Genomic DNA, 15,489 nt, shown 5'->3' with positions numbered 1-15,489 from the left:
TTAGGCGGCGAGTTTCGCCGCGGCTTCGTCCACTAGCGCACGCTGGATCGCGAGTTCCTCGAGCCATGCATCGGCGTAGACGGCGCCCGTTTCGCGTTCGAGCCGCGCGATCGTGGCCGCATTGCGTGCCGCGTCCTTCGGCGTGGCGAGAAACGTCTTGATCGATTGCCCCGCTTTGAAGGCATCGAACAAGGGCACGCGAATGTCGTCGGGCAGCGCGCGCGTCCACTGATAGGTCTTGCCGTTGTGCGTCAGCGAGGGCGGCAGCGTGCGTTCCTTCTTGGTGGCGGCGATGAGCCCGTAGGCGCGGGCCGCCTCGGCGATCTGCTCGGGCGAGAACAATTCGTCGGGCGTGATTTCGAACTGAGCGATATGGGTCTCGATGGCTTGCATCGCGGCGGCGCGATCGTCGCGCTTTTGCTGCGCGCGCTCGACGATGCCGCGCAACTCATCGGCTTCTTCGCTCGTGATGGTGAAGCTGGCTTGCTTTTGCTGGAGTTCGGAAAAGCGTTGGAATTCGGTGTCAGTCAGAAGTTTTGCCATGGGATCGAACGACGGCGCACGCAAGCGAGGCTGTGTGCGCTTTTTTGAAGGGCCGCTATTTTAGCGCGCCTGGGTCGTGCCGATCCAGCACGGCGTTCGGCAATCACCCCTCGTGGCAGACGGCCTCGATATTGTGTCCGTCCGGATCGAGAACGAACGCGGCGTAATAGTTCGGGTGGTAGTGAGGCCGCAGGCCCGGAGCGCCGTTGTCCTTGCCGCCGGCGGCGATCGCCGCGCGATGGAAGGCATCCACGGTTGCGCGATCGGCCGCGCGAAAGGCGATGTGCACGACCGGCACGTTCGGGGTGCCGCGGCTAATCCAGAAATCGGCGACGCCGTTCGCGCCGAACCCAGCTACGTCGGTGTGGCCGGTTACGGCCGCCGGAAACTCGCGCAGCATGGCGTATCCGATCGGGGCGAGCGCTTGCTGGTAAAAGCGCTTGCTCTTTTCGAAATCGCTGACCACTACGCCGGTGTGATCGATCATCGTTGTTCCTCAACGTTTTTTGAATGTTCATGACGGGTGGCGGGCGTGCGCGGTCAGGCGCGCTCCTCGCCGTGCGGCGGCGAGCCGTTCGGTCCGTCGCCCACGCGGTTGATCGTACCCTGAGCCATCGCGATCAGCGTTTCCTTCTCGCCGTCGACGACGAATACCTGGCACTGGCAAATCGCATGTCCGCGGCCCGCATAGACGAGTTCCGCGCGCGCGAGCAGCGTGCCGCGCACCGCCGGGCGCAGATAGTTGATCTTGTATTCGCCCGTCACCACGCGCGGCCCAAGCGCCAGTGCGCCGGCGAAGGTCAGGGCGTTGTCGGCCAGATAGCTCGTGACACCGCCATGCACGAAGCCTTGCTGCTGGCGCAGCTCGTCGCGAATCGGTAGCCGTAGCGTCACCTCGCGCTCGCCTATCTCCACGAGTTCGGTGCCGAGCAGCATGCTGAAGGGCTGTGCGTGCAGCGCGCCGCGCGCCAGATCGAAGAAATCGGTCATCCGAAGCCCCTTCGGGACAGTGCCCCGTGTGGTGTCGCGTTCAACTCTAGGAAGGCCTGCCGTGTCGCGTCAAGCAAGCAAGTAGGCATTTTGTTCGTTGCGGCCCCAGCCGGCCCGCCGGGTCGCAATGCGTCGCGCGATCCGCGATAAGTCCTCAAGCAATCTTGGGAATTGCCGTAAACCCTAGCGATTGCCGTATCGGCTTACCTTTCGTTTTTCTTTCGGATGTTCTAGATGTTCAGCAAGATCAAGCTCGCCTCCGGCCTGTTGTTCGTTCTGGCCGCCTTCTGCCTGCTGCAACTCGTGACCGGCGGGATCGGATTTTGGTTCCTCACGAGTACCCATCATGACGTCGGCGATTTGGCCAACGTCGCGCTCGTGCAAGTGAACGCCGTCAACGAAACGACGCAGCATCTGATGGACGCGCGGATCAACTTGTCGCGCGCGGGAACGCGGATGGTGGGCGGCGGCGCTGAACCGACCGCAATCGTGCAACACGCGCGGGAGCAACTCGTCCTTGCCGATAAATCGTTCGCGCGCTTTGCCGATGCACCGAAAACGAGCGACGAGAACCGCGCGCACGCGGCCGCGCTGGCGGAGAAATACAAAACGCTGCATACGGCACTCGGCGAGCTTGCCCAGTACTTGGACAACAACGACGTGAAGTCCTTCATGGACCAGCCGACGCAATCGATGCAGGATGCCTTCCTGAACGAGCAGCATGCGTTCACGCAATTCGGCGATGCGCAAAGCCAGGCATCGCTCGACTCGATCGACTCGCGTCTGTCGATGTTTCGCGGCGTGAGCATGGCGATCCTCGTCGCGTTGCTGGCCGGGACGGCCGCCGTCTATGCGGCGCTCAAACGCGGCGTCGTGGCCCCGCTCGAGGAAGCCGGCCGGCACTTCGAACGCATTGCGCGCGGCAAGCTCGTCGAGCCGATCGCCTCGCGCGGCACGAACGAAATCGGCCGGCTGTTTGCCGGTCTCGCGCGTATGCAGGCAAGCGTGGCGCAGACGGTGAAGACCGTGCGCGATGCCGCCGATTCGATCCACATCGGTGCAGACGAAATCGCAACGGGCAATGCCGATCTATCGGCACGTACGGAAACGCAAGCGGCTTCGCTCGAGGAAACCGCGTCGAGCATGGAAGAGTTGACGGCCACGGTGCGCCAAAACGCCGAACACGCGCGCGAGGCGAACTCGCTCGCCGACGATGCGTTGCGCTCGACGTCCGAAGGCACGAGCGTCGTCGATAGCGTCGTGGACAAGATGCGCGGCATCGCGCAAAGCTCCGATCGCATTGCGGAAATCATTACCGTCATCGACGGCATTGCATTCCAAACCAATATCCTCGCATTGAACGCGGCCGTCGAGGCGGCGCGCGCCGGCGAACAGGGCCGCGGCTTTGCCGTGGTGGCCGGAGAAGTGCGCGGCCTGGCTCAACGCAGCGCGCAGTCGGCCAAGGAGATCAAGGCGCTCATCAGCGAATCCGTGGCGCAGATCGAAGGCGGATCGGAACTCGTCGAGCGTGCCGGCGAAGCGATGCAGAAGGTGTCGAGCTCGATCTCGCGCGTGGCGCAGATGATGGCGGAGATCAGCGCGTCGTCGCACGAGCAAAGCACAGGTATCGACCAGGTCAACCAGGCCGTCGTGCAAATGGATCGCATGACGCAGCAAAACGCGGCGCTCGTCGAGGAAGCGGCGGCGGCCGCATCGTCGCTGCACGATCAGACCCGTCAGTTGAAGGAAGCGGTCTCGGTCTTCGAGATCTCGCCGGCCGTGCTCGGCGACGCGAAGTTCGCGGCGGCCGCGCATGCCGCCGCCAGCGAGCCGATGTTCGCCTATTGATACATCTCCGCGGCCGCGGTCGGGCGGCTGCAAAGATGCGGGCCACGCTAGCGCGGGGCCCCATCCCGGATTCTTAGCCTTAGACGGGCAACGCGGCGTAAGCCGTGGCGAGGTGATAGGGCGTCGTGGACGGCATGTCGGCGCGCGCGACCTCACCCGTGGGCGATAGGCACTCATACCAGCCGCGCGCGTGTAGAAAGCGCACTTGGAAGCGCGGGATTTGCAGCGCCAGCGTTTCCCAATCTTGCGCGGTACCCCGCGTGGCGAGCGCGCGTAAATATTCGGTTTGCGCCCAAATCCGTTGCGTCGCGTCCTTGATCGCGCCGTTTTCGTCTAGCGCGGCGCACACACCGCCCGTCTGCGAATCGACGCCGTGCCGTTGCGCGAACTCGAACGCGCGCGCCAGGTTCTCCTCGAGCCCCGAGGTCCTGACGACCGGCCCCGCTCGCTTCACCAAATAAAACCATTCGAATTGATGCCCCGGCTCTAGCCGGTTGTCCGCGCTGCCGATCGGCAACTCGGCGATCGCGCCCGTCGGCGCATGAACGAAGTGGCGCCCGACAGCCTCGGTCAATCGCGCGAGCGCCGATTCGTAGCCCGGCTCCCCCGTGGTCTCGTAGGCGGCCAGATACGCTTCCGTCAGGTGCATCAGCGGGTTTTGCAGCGGACCGGTGCGCGGCGAGGAGAAGTCCGCTTCGAGTGCGGCATGCAGCAGACCGTCGTGCGCGGCGAACCGCATTTGCACGAGCGAGGCCGTCTCATCGATCACGCGCAGTGCGTCGCGATCGCCCGTGGCCGCGGCATAGTGCGCGCAGGCGAAGATCACGAACGCATGCGTGTACAAGTCCTTCGTCGTATCGAGGGGTGCGCCTTGCGCGTCGACGCTGTAAAACCACCCGCCGTGCTTCTCGTCGTGAAAATAACGGCGCATCGCATGAAAGAGTTGCCCGGCATGCGCCGCATCGCCCGCTTGCGAAAACACGAACAATTGCCGCGCGCAGGCCATGGCCCGGTAGCGCGTAACGGGTAGCGGCGCGTGATCGCTCGCGCCGACGGCCTCGTACGGTAATTGCGACGTACTATTGAAGCCCCGTCCGCGCCAAATGGGCAGGATGGTTTGCACATAGTGCGCGCGTAGGGCTGCGGCCTCGGCCGCGATCGTACGGTCGATCGACATGCACATGTTACGGTTTGGCTCGACGATGAAACGACGCGCGCCATAAGCGGGCCGCGCGAAACACGAAGCGTAAAGCGCAAAGGATAAAGCAAAGCCGCGGCGCCAGGCAGGGCGGGCGGCCACAAAGGAGGGCGGGACCATGCTCGGTAACGGCGAAATCATCTTGCGGCTGATCCTGGCTGCGATCCTCGGCAGCGTCATCGGGTTCGAGCGCGAGCGGCAGTCGTGGGCCGCCGGCCTACGCACGCATATGCTCGTCGCCGTGAGCGCCGCGCTCGTCATGATCGTGTCGGCTTTCGGCTTTGCCGACGTGCTGGGCCGTCCGAATATCGTGCTCGATCCATCGCGGATCGCGGCGCAGGTCGTCTCCGGCATCGGCTTTCTCGGGGCGGGGGCCATTTTGTTGCGGGGCGAGGTGATTCGCGGACTGACGACGGCCGCGAGCGTCTGGTCGGTGGCTGCCATCGGGCTGGCGGTCGGCGCGGGCCTCAATACGGCGGCGATTGCCGCGACCGTCATCATTTTGGCCATTCTCGCGGGAATGAAGCCGATCGAGCGGCGCTATATCTCGGCGCGGCTGCGGCGAAGGGTAGTGCTGCGCGTGGATCGTGGCGCGCTGACGCTCGACTCTTTGCGGTCGGTGCTGGGACGTGGCGGCGAGCGGGTCAAGCAGTTCATCGTCCAGCAAAGCGATGAAGCGCAAGATTGCGACGATGTCGTCATCGGCTTCGCGCGGATGCCGGTCGACGAGTTCGCCAAGGCGTGCGATCTTTTGCGCCGTGCGCCGGGGGTGCGCACGCTGCGCGAGGAGACCGATAACGCCGATAACGGGGACGGTGGCGAGAACGGTGCGAACGGCGGCAACTGAAGCCGTGATGCCGAGACCGGCGGCAATGGGGCCATCAGGCCGCGCGGCCGTTCGCCTCACGTAGCGGTTCTTGTGCTGTCGAGCCCGCATGCGGGCCGCAGGGCCGCTCGATCATGAGACAATGCCGCGTTTGCAGCACGCTTCGATTCGACCACGATACCAATGAGCCGCGCTTAGTCGCAGCCGCATCAACACGCCATGGCAGATTTTGCAGCATCCTCTCCCCCCCGTTCCAAAGGCTCCTCGACCGCTAAAGGCCGGGCCCGCGCCGCTTCGTCGGCCGACGTTCCCCGGCCCGCGCGCGCGGCGGTGGAACCCGAGTCTGCCACGGTGCAAGAGGCGGGCGATGCGCTTCAACTGCCGCTTATCGATCCGCGTCAGGGCACGCTGCTCGGCTTCGAATTGCCTCCCGAGGCGCTTGCATTGATTGGAAGCGAGCCGGGGACGGTGGAGGCCGAGGCCGGGGCTCCGGTCCCTGTTCCCGTGCCGGTCCAAAGGGACCTGCTTGCCCCGGTGCAGGTGGCTCGTGTGGCGCGCGGCAAGTCGGCTCCGGCAGAGGCGCTCGTTGTTGAGGCCGAAGCCGCCAAGGCGCCCGCTGTCGAGACCGCCGTGGCTCCTAAACAGGCCGCGCCGACCTCCGAGCAGGCTGCGTCCACGCCTAAGCAGGCTGCGGCTAAGCCGGTCGCGCCTGCCCCTAAGCAGGTTGCGCCCGAGCCCCAGTTGCTCTCGCCCGGCGCCGCACTAGCCAGCGTACGTCAGCAGGCGCCGCGCAGGGCTGCCGATGCGGCACGTCCGAGCGCTCCGCCGGCGTCCGTGGAGGCAGACCGACTAGCCAACGCGGCACCTGCGTTCGCTGCGTCATTTACGCCCGATGCGCCTGCCGCTTCGGCCGCGCAATCGACCCAAACCGCGCCGGTTGCCGCTGTTCCTCCGATAACAGAAGCTGCGAACACCGCCGCCCGCCCCTCTGAGCCCGCGCTGCCGGCCGAGCTTGCGGCAACGGTGGCGTCGCTGCGCGAGGCCCTATCGCAAGAGCGGATGGCCGCGCAAGAACGCTGGCGCCGCACGCGTCATTGGCTTGGGCTTTCGCTGGGCGGGTTCGTACTGTTGTTCGCGGTATCGGTCGCGCAGACGGTTGCGCTCATTGGCTTCACGCATCGCGCTCAAGCCGAACAACAAAAAACGCAGTCGGCTCTCGCCGAGCAGCAAACCGCGCTGGCCGGCTTGGCGAGCAGCACGTCGGCATTGGCCGCATTGGTCCCCTCTCCGGCCCAAGCAGCGTCGACGCCGGAGGCGTCCGTGCCCCATGAGCACCACCGCGTGAAGCCTGTTCACGCGCGGCGTCTCAAAGACAGGGGGGAGAAGGCGGACAAACCCGAGAAAACAGAGAAGGCAAAGCCCGCCGCTCGCTGATCGCGACGAGCCGCCTCGCGGCGGCGCCGGACTTCAAAGTCGCCGCTCGTTATCGCTCCACGCCCTTCCATCGCTTGAGCAGCAGCGCATTCGTCACGACGCTGACGCTCGAAAACGCCATCGCCGCTCCGGCCAGCATCGGGTTTAGCAGGCCGAGCGCCGCCAGCGGAATCCCGATCAAGTTGTAGACGAAAGCCCAAAACAGGTTCTGCTGGATCTTCCGATACGTGCGGCGTGAGATATCGATCGCGTCGGCCACGAGGGCGGGATCGCCGCGCATGAGTGTGATTCCGGCCGCATGCATGGCGACGTCCGTCCCGGTGGCAAGCGCGATGCCGATGTCGGCGGCGGCGAGCGCCGGCGCATCGTTGATGCCGTCGCCGGCCATGGCCACGACGGCTCCGGCGCGCGCCTTCAATTGCGCGACGATGCCGGCCTTGTCCGACGGAAGCACTTGCGCGTGCACCTCGTCGATGCCGAGGGCCGCGGCCACGCTAGCGGCGGCGCCGCGGTTGTCCCCCGTTACGAGCACGCTTTTGACGCCGCGCGCCGCGAGTTGCTCGATGGCGGTCCGAGCCGTCGGTTTGACACTATCGCCGAAGGCGATCAAAGCGAGTACTTCCGCCGGCGCGCCGTTGCCCCCTGCGCGCACGAGCCACGACACGGTGTTGCCGGCCGCCTCGAGTTCGCTTGCGCGAGCGTTCGCTTCGGGGGCCGGCTCGGCGCCTAGCTCGGCGAGCCAGCGGCCGTTGCCGACGCAGACCGTATGCCCGCCGACCTCGGCTTGCATGCCTCGACCCGCCACCGCTTGCGCATGCGCGGCCATGGGCAGCGCGGACGAGGCGGGGCGTTCGGCGTGCGGCACCCGCGAGGCCGCACCGGCCTCGTATTCGGTCAACAAGGCGCGCGCGAGCGGATGTTCGCTGTTGCGTTCCACGGCGGCGGCGAGCGCCAGACCTTCCTCGCGCGAGATTCCGAACGGCTCGAATGCGACGAGTTTCGGCTTGCCCTCGGTCAGCGTCCCCGTTTTATCGAATGCAACGATGGACACGCGTTGCGCAAGTTCCAGCGCCTCCGCGTCCTTGATCAATACGCCGCGGCGCGCGGCGACGCCCGTGCCGGCCATGATCGCCGCCGGCGTCGCCAAGCCCAGCGCGCAAGGGCATGCAATGACGAGTACGGATACGGCGTTCAGAATCGCGGTCTGCACCGGCGCGCCCGCCAGCAGCCATAGACCGAACGTGGCCGCCGCGAGCACGAGAATGGCGGGCACGAACACGGCACTGACCCGATCGACGAGACGTTGTATCGGCGCCTTCTCCGCTTGCGCGCTTTCCACGAGTCGGATGATGCGGGCCAGCGTCGTCTCGGCGCCGGTCGCCGTCGTCGTCACTTCGACCGATCCTTCTCCATTGACCGACCCCGCCGTCACGCGCTCGCCGGGGCCCTTGGCGACGGGCAGACTTTCACCGGTGATCAGCGATTCGTCCACATGCGTGCGGCCCGCAGCGATCAGCCCGTCCACGGGTACCCGTTCGCCCGGCCGCACGATCACGATCGTTCCGACGCGGACCTGCGCGAGCGGCACTTCCCGTTCGTGGCCACGTTCGTCCTTGATCGAGGCGCGCTCGGGGCGCAGCGCGGCCAATGCGCGAATCGCATCGGTCGTCTCGCGCTTGGCGCGGGCCTCCAGCCATTTACCGAGCCGCACGAGCGTGATGACCACGGCGGATGCCTCGAAATATAGATGCATCGTATCGTCCGGATGGGCGATCGTCTGCCATACGCTCAGGCCGTAAGCGGCGGACGTGCCGAGCGCGACGAGCAAGTCCATGTTGCCCGCGCGCGCGCGGACGGCGCGATAGGCGCTAACGTAGAATCGCGCGCCGCAGACGAATTGGACGACGCTTGCCAGCGCCCATTGCAGCCAGGAGGGCAGCGCCCGCTCGGCGCCGAACGGCGCCGTCAGCATCGGCAGCATCAGCGGCGCGCTGAGCACCGCGGCGAGCGCGACCGCCCGGAGCTCGCGCCGGGCCTGTTGCGCCCGCGAGCCTTCGCCGCTGGAAGGCCCGCTGCCGGCCGCTTCCTGTTCGACTGCGACCGGGTGCGCTTGATAGCCCGCGCCGACGACCGCATCGACGAGCCGCTGCACGTCGGCGGCCGCGAGCGTGGCGGCGGCATGGACCGTCGCCCGCTCCGTGGCGAGATTGACGGAGGCACCGGTGACCCCCGGCACGCGCGAAAGCGCTTTTTCCACACGCGCCGCGCACGAGGCGCACGTCATGCCCTCGATATCCAATTCGGCGGTCGAGACGCCGGCGCCGCTAGGGGAGGAGAGGTCTGTCATGATGGTTCGAACGGTGAACAAGAGCGGACTGTGGCCGGAATGAGAAACACTATTAGCCTTCCCATGATGGGAAGGTCAAGCATGCCTTCCGCTCGGCCGCGCTGCGTCGAAGCCCGTTCGTTTGAACGATGCGACGGGCAGATAATGGGACCCGCTCGAACTCATTCGGGCCGCGGTACTGTACCGGCGGGTCCAACGTTTTATGCTCGGGTGTGGGCGAGTCCTTGCTTCGCGGGCGAGGATACGATAAAACGCTCTCGCGATTCGAAGCAGAAGAATCGACGCGGCGCGAGGTCCCGGCCGGATCGGGCGCGAAACAATGGTGCAGGCGGGTATCGCGCCGGACACCTGGTCAACAGATCGTACACATGAAAACAAAAACTCGAAAAGCATTCCTTCCCATGGGGGCGCGTTCCTGGCTGGCATGCGTTGCCGCTGTTGTCTTTGCGGGTTGCGCCGCGCCGCAAAAGGCGGCGCCGCCGCCCAGCGCGAGCGGGTGGACGCAGGACGAAGTGGTCGATTCCTACGTGTTCGGTTATCCGCTCGTCGTCATGGCGACGGCCCGTGCACAGGCCTTGGCCGCCGCGGGCACCGATACGGGGGCGGCGCTCAATACGCTGCGCCCGATGCCGACGACCGAAACGGCGGATGATCCTTTGCCGCCGCTGGCCGACGTCGATACGTTGTCCGCCAATGCGTGGCTCGATCTGTCGCAAGAGCCTGTGCTCGTTTCGGTGCCTAATACGCATGGGCGCTTTCTCGACGCGCGCGTCTTGGACATGTGGACGAACGTCGTTTGGTCGACCGGGCCGGGCGCCAACGCGCGCACGGGGGCCCCGAAGCCGCAGACGATCGCATTGGTTCCTCCGGGCTGGGACGGCCAATTGCCGCAGGGCGTCCAGCGTGTCGATGCGCCGGGTAAGAACTTGTGGCTCGGCGTGCGCATCGCGGCGCTCGACGCGCGTGAGCTGCCGTGGGCACGCCGGCTGCTCGGCGAGGTGCGGGTTGCGCCGCTCTCGGCCTATGCCGCCGGGGATCACGAGCATCATGCGGCGCGAGCCAAACGCGGCAAACACGAGCGTGTGGCAGCCCATGCAACGACGGCTGATCCGCAAGAGAGCGTCGCCGAAGCGTCGACGGGGCTCGCCGCGAACGCGTTGGCCGTCACCAAGCTCGATGCGAACGCTTTTTTCAGCAAACTGGCCGATGCGATGCGCGACAACCCGCCCGATGCCGACGACAGCCACGCGCTCAAGGAATTGGCCGATATTGGCGTGCAGCCGGGGCAACCGCTGCATTTCGCCGACGGTGCCGCCGGTGCGATCGCGGCGGGCGTGGCCGACGGCGTGAAGCGCGTGCAGGCGCCGCCCGTGAATGCGGTCTCGGGTAACGGCTGGAGTTGGGCTGGCGACGGCACGGGTAATTATCGCGACGACTATGCGTTGCGCGCCTACGCGACCTTCGCGCACGCGGGCGCGGCGAGCGCACAGGACGAGGCGTTCCCGGCCGTATCCGTCGACGCCGACGGACAGCCGCTCGACGGCAAGAACGAGTACGTGATGCATTTCACGCGCAAGACGCTGCCGCCCGCCCGCGCGTACTGGACGATTACGGCGTACACGCCCGACGGCGCCTTGGTCTCCGGACACCTGCCGCATCGTTCGATCGACTCGCACGACCGCATCCGGCGCAACCGCGACGGTTCGGTCGACATCTTCGTGTCGTCGAAATCGCCGGGCCGCGCGTATGTGGCCAATTGGCTGCCCGCGCCGGAGGGTCCCTTCCAGCTCGTGATGCGCCTCTATGCGCCACAGCCGTCGGCCACGGACGGTAGTTGGGCGCCGCCGCCGCTCAAGCGGCGATGAACCGAGGACGTCGTGGCAACGGCGGGTGAGACGAGCGTGACTGGAGTAGTTCGATGACGAGCGAACCGAAGGGTGGCGCGGTAGGCCGCCTGAAGGACAAATTGGGGTCGCGCGGCGCTCGCCGCACGGCGATCGGCGTGGTGATCGCCGTGGTGTTGTATGGCTTGCTGGGCTTTTTCGCGGCGCCGCCGTTGATTCGGCATGTCGCCGAACAGCAATTGGGGCGGGCGCTCGATCGGCCCGCCACGATCGAGCGCGTCGTGCTCAATCCGTATACGTTGCGGCTCGAAGTTGACGGCATCCGCGTTTCCGAGCGCGGCGGCGCCGGGCAATTCGCGGCGATCGAGCGGCTCGTCGTGCGCGCGTCGTGGATGACGCTGCTGCGCTTCGCGCCGATCGTGACCGAGTTGCGGATCGATTCGCCGGCCGTCAACGTCGTGCGCTACGACGCGCAGCGTTTCAACTTCACCGACATCGCCGAGAAGTTTGCCAAGCCCTCGCAGCCGCAAACGGGGCCCGCGTTGTTCTCGGTCTCGAACATTGCCCTCGAAAACGGCCGCATCGCATTCGACGACCGATTGCTTGGCGCGCGCCATTTGCTCGACCAACTGTCGCTGGGCGTGCCGTTTATCGCGACGTTGCCGTCGCAGACCGACATCTTCGTCGATCCGCGTTTTTCGGCGCGCGTTGACGGCAGCCCGATCGTGATCGCCGGCAAGACGAAGCCGTTCGCCAAGTCGCGCGAATCGGATGTGACGCTGACGTTCAGCGGACTGGACGTGCCGCGCCTCGTTTCGTATTTGCCGACGAAGCTGCCGCTCGATGTGCAAAGCGGCCGGCTTGCCGGGGCGCTCAAGCTGCGGTTCGTCATGTCGGCCGATAAGCCCGCGCTGACCGTCTCGGGTACGGCCGATTTGACCGATGCGCGCATCGACGAGACCTCGCACGCGCCGTTCTTTTCGGCGCAGGCGCTGCATGTATCGGCGGCCGGACTCGAGCCGCTCGCCGGCGTGTATCGATTCGACGAAATCCGGCTTGATCAGCCGTCGCTGCATCTCACGCGCGAGCACTCGGGGGCATTGAGTATCGCGAGTGCGTTTGCTGCGCCGCCTCAACCGGCTGCGGCCTCCGCTGCGCCGAGCTCGGCGGCCTCGGCTGCTTCGGCCCCGGCTTCGGCCGCTTTGGCTGCTTCGGCACCAGCCGCCGCGGGTCAGGACAAGTCGACGCCGCTCGATCTTTCCATCAAGCATTTCGCCCTGAACGACGGCAGCATCGCGTTGGAGGACCGTGTGCCGCAGCGGCCCGTGTCGCTCGATTTGACCAAGCTGGCAGCGACGCTGGACGATTTTTCGACGCTCGGATCCGAGAAAGCACGTTATGTGGTCCGGACAGCGTTGAAGCAAGGCGGGACGATCGACGCGAGCGGTGCGCTCGGTTTGGCCGCAAAACGCGCCGACGTTCAATTTAAGCTCGACGGCCTGGCATTGCCGGTGGCTCAGCCGTACTTGGACGGCGTTACCGGCGCGCGTCTGGCCGACGGCACGCTCGGCGCGGCGCTCTCGTTGGATGCCGACTGGTCGAGCGCGGCGACGCAACTGCATGTCGGCGCGGGCGATGTGACGCTCAGCTCGCTCAGGGTGGCCAGCGCTGCGGCGGCGAAAGGCGCGGCGCCGGCTGTCGCGTTGTCGCAAGGGCGTATCGCCATTAAGAACGTGGATCTGGCGGCGCGCTCGGCCGAAATCGAACGAATCGAGGCAACGGGGCTGACCGTCTCCGGCGCGCGTGATAAGGACGGCCGCATCAGTCTCGCCGAGCTTGCCCAGCCGCCGCACTCGTCAAGCGAGGCCCGTGTCGCGGAACACGGGCGCGCGTCCCACGCTAAAGAGCCGGTCGCCGAAGGCAAACCGAAGTCAGCTCATACGGCTGAAAGCGGGCAGCCCGGCTGGCGCTATCGGATCGGCGAACTCTTGGTTAAGGACGGCGCGGCCGATCTCGTCGACGAAGCGGCGCCACGTCCCGCGAAGCTACACCTTGCACCGCTCCAACTCGATGTGCGCAACGTCACCGAAGATCTGAGCCGCCCGCTGGCGGTCAAGCTCGAGGCGTCGCTGAACGGCAAAGGTGCGCTCAACTTAGACGGCAACGTCGTGCCTAGCCCGCTCGACGCCACGTTGAAGGTCGAAGCGAACCGGCTCGATCTCGCGCCGCTCGAACCGTACTTCGGCGGGAGTCTCAATGCGAAGATCGCCGGCGCGGGGCTCAATGCGCGCGGCGACGTCAAGGCGACGATCCCGAAGAACGGCGCGGCGTCGTATGCCTACCGCGGATACGCCGCGCTCGTCGACGTGCGTTTGCTCGACCGCACGAACGGTTCGCCGCTCGCCGGTTGGGGCACGTTGGGAATCGGCGGCATCAATGCGCGCTACGACGCGCGTGGGTTGAATCTCGACATCGCGCGAGTGACGTTCGCGCGCTTTTTCGGGCGGGTGCTGCTCGATCCGCAAGGCAAGCTCAATCTGAACGACGTGCTTTCCCAGCAGCGTGAGGCGTCGAACCAGACGACGGACAAACCGAAATCCGCGACCAGCACGGCGCAGGTGCAAACGCATGCGCCGAGCACGCCTTCGATGCCGGTTCATGCGCGGATCGGCGAGGTCGTATTGCAGCAGGGTCATGTGAATTACACGGACGATTTCGTTCAGCCGCATTACACGGCGGACCTGGTCGATATCACCGGCAAGATCGGCACCTTTGGTACGGACGTTGCCGCGCCGGCCCCGGTGGATATTAGCGCGAGCTTGGCGGACAACGGCCCGATCGCGATTCGCGGCACGGCCAATCCGCTGGCTTCGAAGCCAGCGCTCGATCTGACGGCGAGCGCGCACGATGTCGGGCTGAAGAACCTCACTCCGTACTCGTTGAAGTACGCGGGCTATCCGATCGTGAAGGGTAGCTTGAACGTCGATTTGCACTACCAGTTGCAAAACGATCAACTGACGGCGCAAAACCATCTCGTCATTGACCAATTGACGTTCGGCGACCACGTGGATAACACCACCGAAACGCACCTGCCCGTGCGGCTCGCCATTGCGCTGCTCAAGGATTCGCACGGCAAGATCGACGTCAATATCCCGGTTTCCGGATCGCTGTCGAATCCGCAGTTCAGCTTGGGCAGCGTGATTTGGGGCGCGGTGAAGCATTTGATCGAGCGGGCCGTCACCGCGCCGTTCTCGCTATTGGCTAATGCATTGGGGGCGGGCGGTGATGGGAACGCGAGCGCCGAGCATCTGCAGTACATTGCGTTTGCACCGGGCTCGGCTGCATTGAGTGATGCGTCGCGCGAGAAGCTTGATACGCTGGTCAAGTTGCTTAGCGAGAGGCCGGCCGTGAAGCTGGAGTTGAGCGGCCGCGCCGATGAAAACGTGGACATGCCGGGACTGCAGATGGCTTACGTCGACGATCTCGTTCGGCGGCAGAAGGCGAAAGCGTCGTCGGCTGCGGATCCGGCCGCGGTTACCGTGACGCCGGACGAATACCATCGTTATCTGACGCAGGCGTATAAAGACGCGGATTTTCAGAAGCCGCGCAATTTCGTCGGGCTCACGAAGACGCTGCCCGATGAGGATATGAAGCGAGCGCTTGCTTATCACGCGCCCGTTAATGATGCGAGCCTGCATGCGCTTGCGGAGCAGCGCGCGCAGCACGTGCGGCAGTATTTGAGTCAGAAAATTGATGCGAATCGGCTGGAGGTTGTCGCGCCGCATTTCGGAGTGGAGGGGATGAAGGATAACGGGCCTTCTACCCGGGTTGATTTGATGCCGGCGTCTTGAGGGGGTGAATTAGGCGTCGTGGAAGAGGGGCGGAAGCGTGTCGCCGAATCGCTGATCGATTGCAAAACTGGGATCTATATGATTCGGCGCGGGAAAATGTGATCGATTAAGACATGAAGATTCCTCCCGGAGTCAGCAACGAGGAGTTGTGGCGCAAGCGATTGAACCAACTGAAGGGCGGCTAACCCAGGAGTCAGTCATGGCAAACAAGCACATCGGAAGCAGCTTCGACGATTTCCTGTCCGAAGAGGCGATGCTGGAAGAAGCTACGGCAACCGCCATGAAGCGGGTGATCGCTTGGCAAATCGAGCAGGAAATGAAGGCGCAGAAGTTGACTAAAACGGCGATGGCGGAACGTATGCGCACCAGTCGAGCAGCGCTCAATCGGCTCCTGGACGCCGCAGACACAAGCCTGACGCTAACCACGCTTGCAAGCGCAGCGGCAGCGCTCGGCAAGCACATTCGCTTCGAGTTGATTGCGTAAGCGTGGACCTACCAACGAATTCCCCGCTGATACCGACTTACTGCCCGGACACGGCTGCCATCAACTCGGTGAGATAGCAGTGCCCGTCGACGCCGCGGACCTTGCATGCCATTCGTTCCCCGCC

At 65.5% G+C, this 15,489-nt stretch carries 11 protein-coding genes; 6 read left to right on the top strand and 5 right to left on the bottom strand.

The features are described 5' to 3' along the window. The 3 genes from DXT59_RS01520 to DXT59_RS01510 all read right to left on the bottom strand — a co-directional run bounded on the left by DXT59_RS01520 (position 1) and on the right by DXT59_RS01510 (position 1,533). Positions 1 to 543: a hypothetical protein gene (locus DXT59_RS01520; RefSeq protein WP_116135177.1), complete on the bottom strand. Its 543-nt coding sequence runs from the start codon at positions 541 to 543 to the stop codon at positions 1 to 3. 103 nt (positions 544 to 646) lie between these two features. Beyond that, positions 647 to 1,030, bottom strand: a complete 384-nt coding sequence (locus tag DXT59_RS01515; protein ID WP_116135176.1) for a VOC family protein — start codon at positions 1,028 to 1,030, stop codon at positions 647 to 649. Positions 1,031 to 1,083: 53 nt separating this feature from the next. Beyond that, positions 1,084 to 1,533: a PaaI family thioesterase gene (locus DXT59_RS01510; RefSeq protein WP_116135175.1), complete on the bottom strand. Its 450-nt coding sequence runs from the start codon at positions 1,531 to 1,533 to the stop codon at positions 1,084 to 1,086. Between the two features lie 234 nt (positions 1,534 to 1,767). On the opposite strand from DXT59_RS01510, the gene DXT59_RS01505 reads away from it, so the two are divergent. Further along, entirely contained in the window at positions 1,768 to 3,381 is a 1,614-nt protein-coding gene (locus DXT59_RS01505) for a methyl-accepting chemotaxis protein (RefSeq protein WP_116135174.1), read from the top strand. A 79-nt stretch (positions 3,382 to 3,460) separates the two neighbouring features. Here DXT59_RS01505 and DXT59_RS01500 read toward each other — a convergent pair whose 3' ends face one another. After that, the gene (locus DXT59_RS01500; protein ID WP_116135173.1) at positions 3,461 to 4,558 is read right to left on the bottom strand and encodes an AGE family epimerase/isomerase; all 1,098 of its coding nucleotides are present in this window, start codon (positions 4,556 to 4,558) and stop codon (positions 3,461 to 3,463) included. A 139-nt stretch (positions 4,559 to 4,697) separates the two neighbouring features. Here DXT59_RS01500 and DXT59_RS01495 point away from each other — a divergent pair, with 139 nt between their 5' ends. Further along, positions 4,698 to 5,426 (top strand): MgtC/SapB family protein, encoded by a 729-nt coding sequence (locus DXT59_RS01495; RefSeq protein ID WP_116135172.1) that lies wholly within the window; start codon positions 4,698 to 4,700, stop codon positions 5,424 to 5,426. A 309-nt stretch (positions 5,427 to 5,735) separates the two neighbouring features. Further along, on the top strand, positions 5,736 to 6,839 hold the full coding sequence (locus DXT59_RS01490; protein WP_116135171.1) for a hypothetical protein: 1,104 nt from the start codon (positions 5,736 to 5,738) through the stop codon (positions 6,837 to 6,839). 49 nt (positions 6,840 to 6,888) lie between these two features. On the opposite strand, the gene DXT59_RS01485 is transcribed toward DXT59_RS01490, so the two are convergent. Next, entirely contained in the window at positions 6,889 to 9,186 is a 2,298-nt protein-coding gene (locus DXT59_RS01485) for a heavy metal translocating P-type ATPase (protein ID WP_116135170.1), read from the bottom strand. A gap of 401 nt (positions 9,187 to 9,587) precedes the next feature. On the opposite strand from DXT59_RS01485, the gene DXT59_RS01480 reads away from it, so the two are divergent. From DXT59_RS01480 to DXT59_RS01470, 3 genes are all read left to right on the top strand, one after another. Further along, on the top strand, positions 9,588 to 11,051 hold the full coding sequence (locus DXT59_RS01480) for a DUF1254 domain-containing protein (protein WP_116135169.1): 1,464 nt from the start codon (positions 9,588 to 9,590) through the stop codon (positions 11,049 to 11,051). A gap of 53 nt (positions 11,052 to 11,104) precedes the next feature. Further along, complete coding sequence (locus DXT59_RS01475) at positions 11,105 to 14,881, top strand: DUF748 domain-containing protein (protein WP_116135168.1); 3,777 nt, start codon at positions 11,105 to 11,107, stop codon at positions 14,879 to 14,881. Between the two features lie 199 nt (positions 14,882 to 15,080). Beyond that, on the top strand, positions 15,081 to 15,365 hold the full coding sequence (locus tag DXT59_RS01470) for a helix-turn-helix domain-containing protein (RefSeq protein ID WP_116135167.1): 285 nt from the start codon (positions 15,081 to 15,083) through the stop codon (positions 15,363 to 15,365). Positions 15,366 to 15,489 lie beyond the last annotated feature (124 nt).

This window comes from Trinickia diaoshuihuensis, from assembly GCF_003390925.1.
GTDB lineage: Bacteria > Pseudomonadota > Gammaproteobacteria > Burkholderiales > Burkholderiaceae > Trinickia > Trinickia diaoshuihuensis.
This window is presented reverse-complemented; position numbering and strand designations above follow the sequence as displayed.

Excerpts from the sequence above, each read along its gene's own strand:
- DXT59_RS01480 (WP_116135169.1), top strand. The coding sequence starts at position 9,588 with ATGGGGGCGCGTTCCTGGCTGGCATGCGTTGCCGCTGTTGTCTTTGCG.
- DXT59_RS01475 (WP_116135168.1), top strand. The coding sequence starts at position 11,105 with ATGACGAGCGAACCGAAGGGTGGCGCGGTAGGCCGCCTGAAGGACAAA.
- DXT59_RS01470 (WP_116135167.1), top strand. The coding sequence starts at position 15,081 with ATGGCAAACAAGCACATCGGAAGCAGCTTCGACGATTTCCTGTCCGAA.
- DXT59_RS01485 (WP_116135170.1), bottom strand. The coding sequence starts at position 9,186 with ATGACAGACCTCTCCTCCCCTAGCGGCGCCGGCGTCTCGACCGCCGAA.
- DXT59_RS01495 (WP_116135172.1), top strand. The coding sequence starts at position 4,698 with ATGCTCGGTAACGGCGAAATCATCTTGCGGCTGATCCTGGCTGCGATC.
- DXT59_RS01500 (WP_116135173.1), bottom strand. The coding sequence starts at position 4,558 with ATGTCGATCGACCGTACGATCGCGGCCGAGGCCGCAGCCCTACGCGCG.
- DXT59_RS01510 (WP_116135175.1), bottom strand. The coding sequence starts at position 1,533 with ATGACCGATTTCTTCGATCTGGCGCGCGGCGCGCTGCACGCACAGCCC.
- DXT59_RS01520 (WP_116135177.1), bottom strand. The coding sequence starts at position 543 with ATGGCAAAACTTCTGACTGACACCGAATTCCAACGCTTTTCCGAACTC.
- DXT59_RS01515 (WP_116135176.1), bottom strand. The coding sequence starts at position 1,030 with ATGATCGATCACACCGGCGTAGTGGTCAGCGATTTCGAAAAGAGCAAG.
- DXT59_RS01505 (WP_116135174.1), top strand. The coding sequence starts at position 1,768 with ATGTTCAGCAAGATCAAGCTCGCCTCCGGCCTGTTGTTCGTTCTGGCC.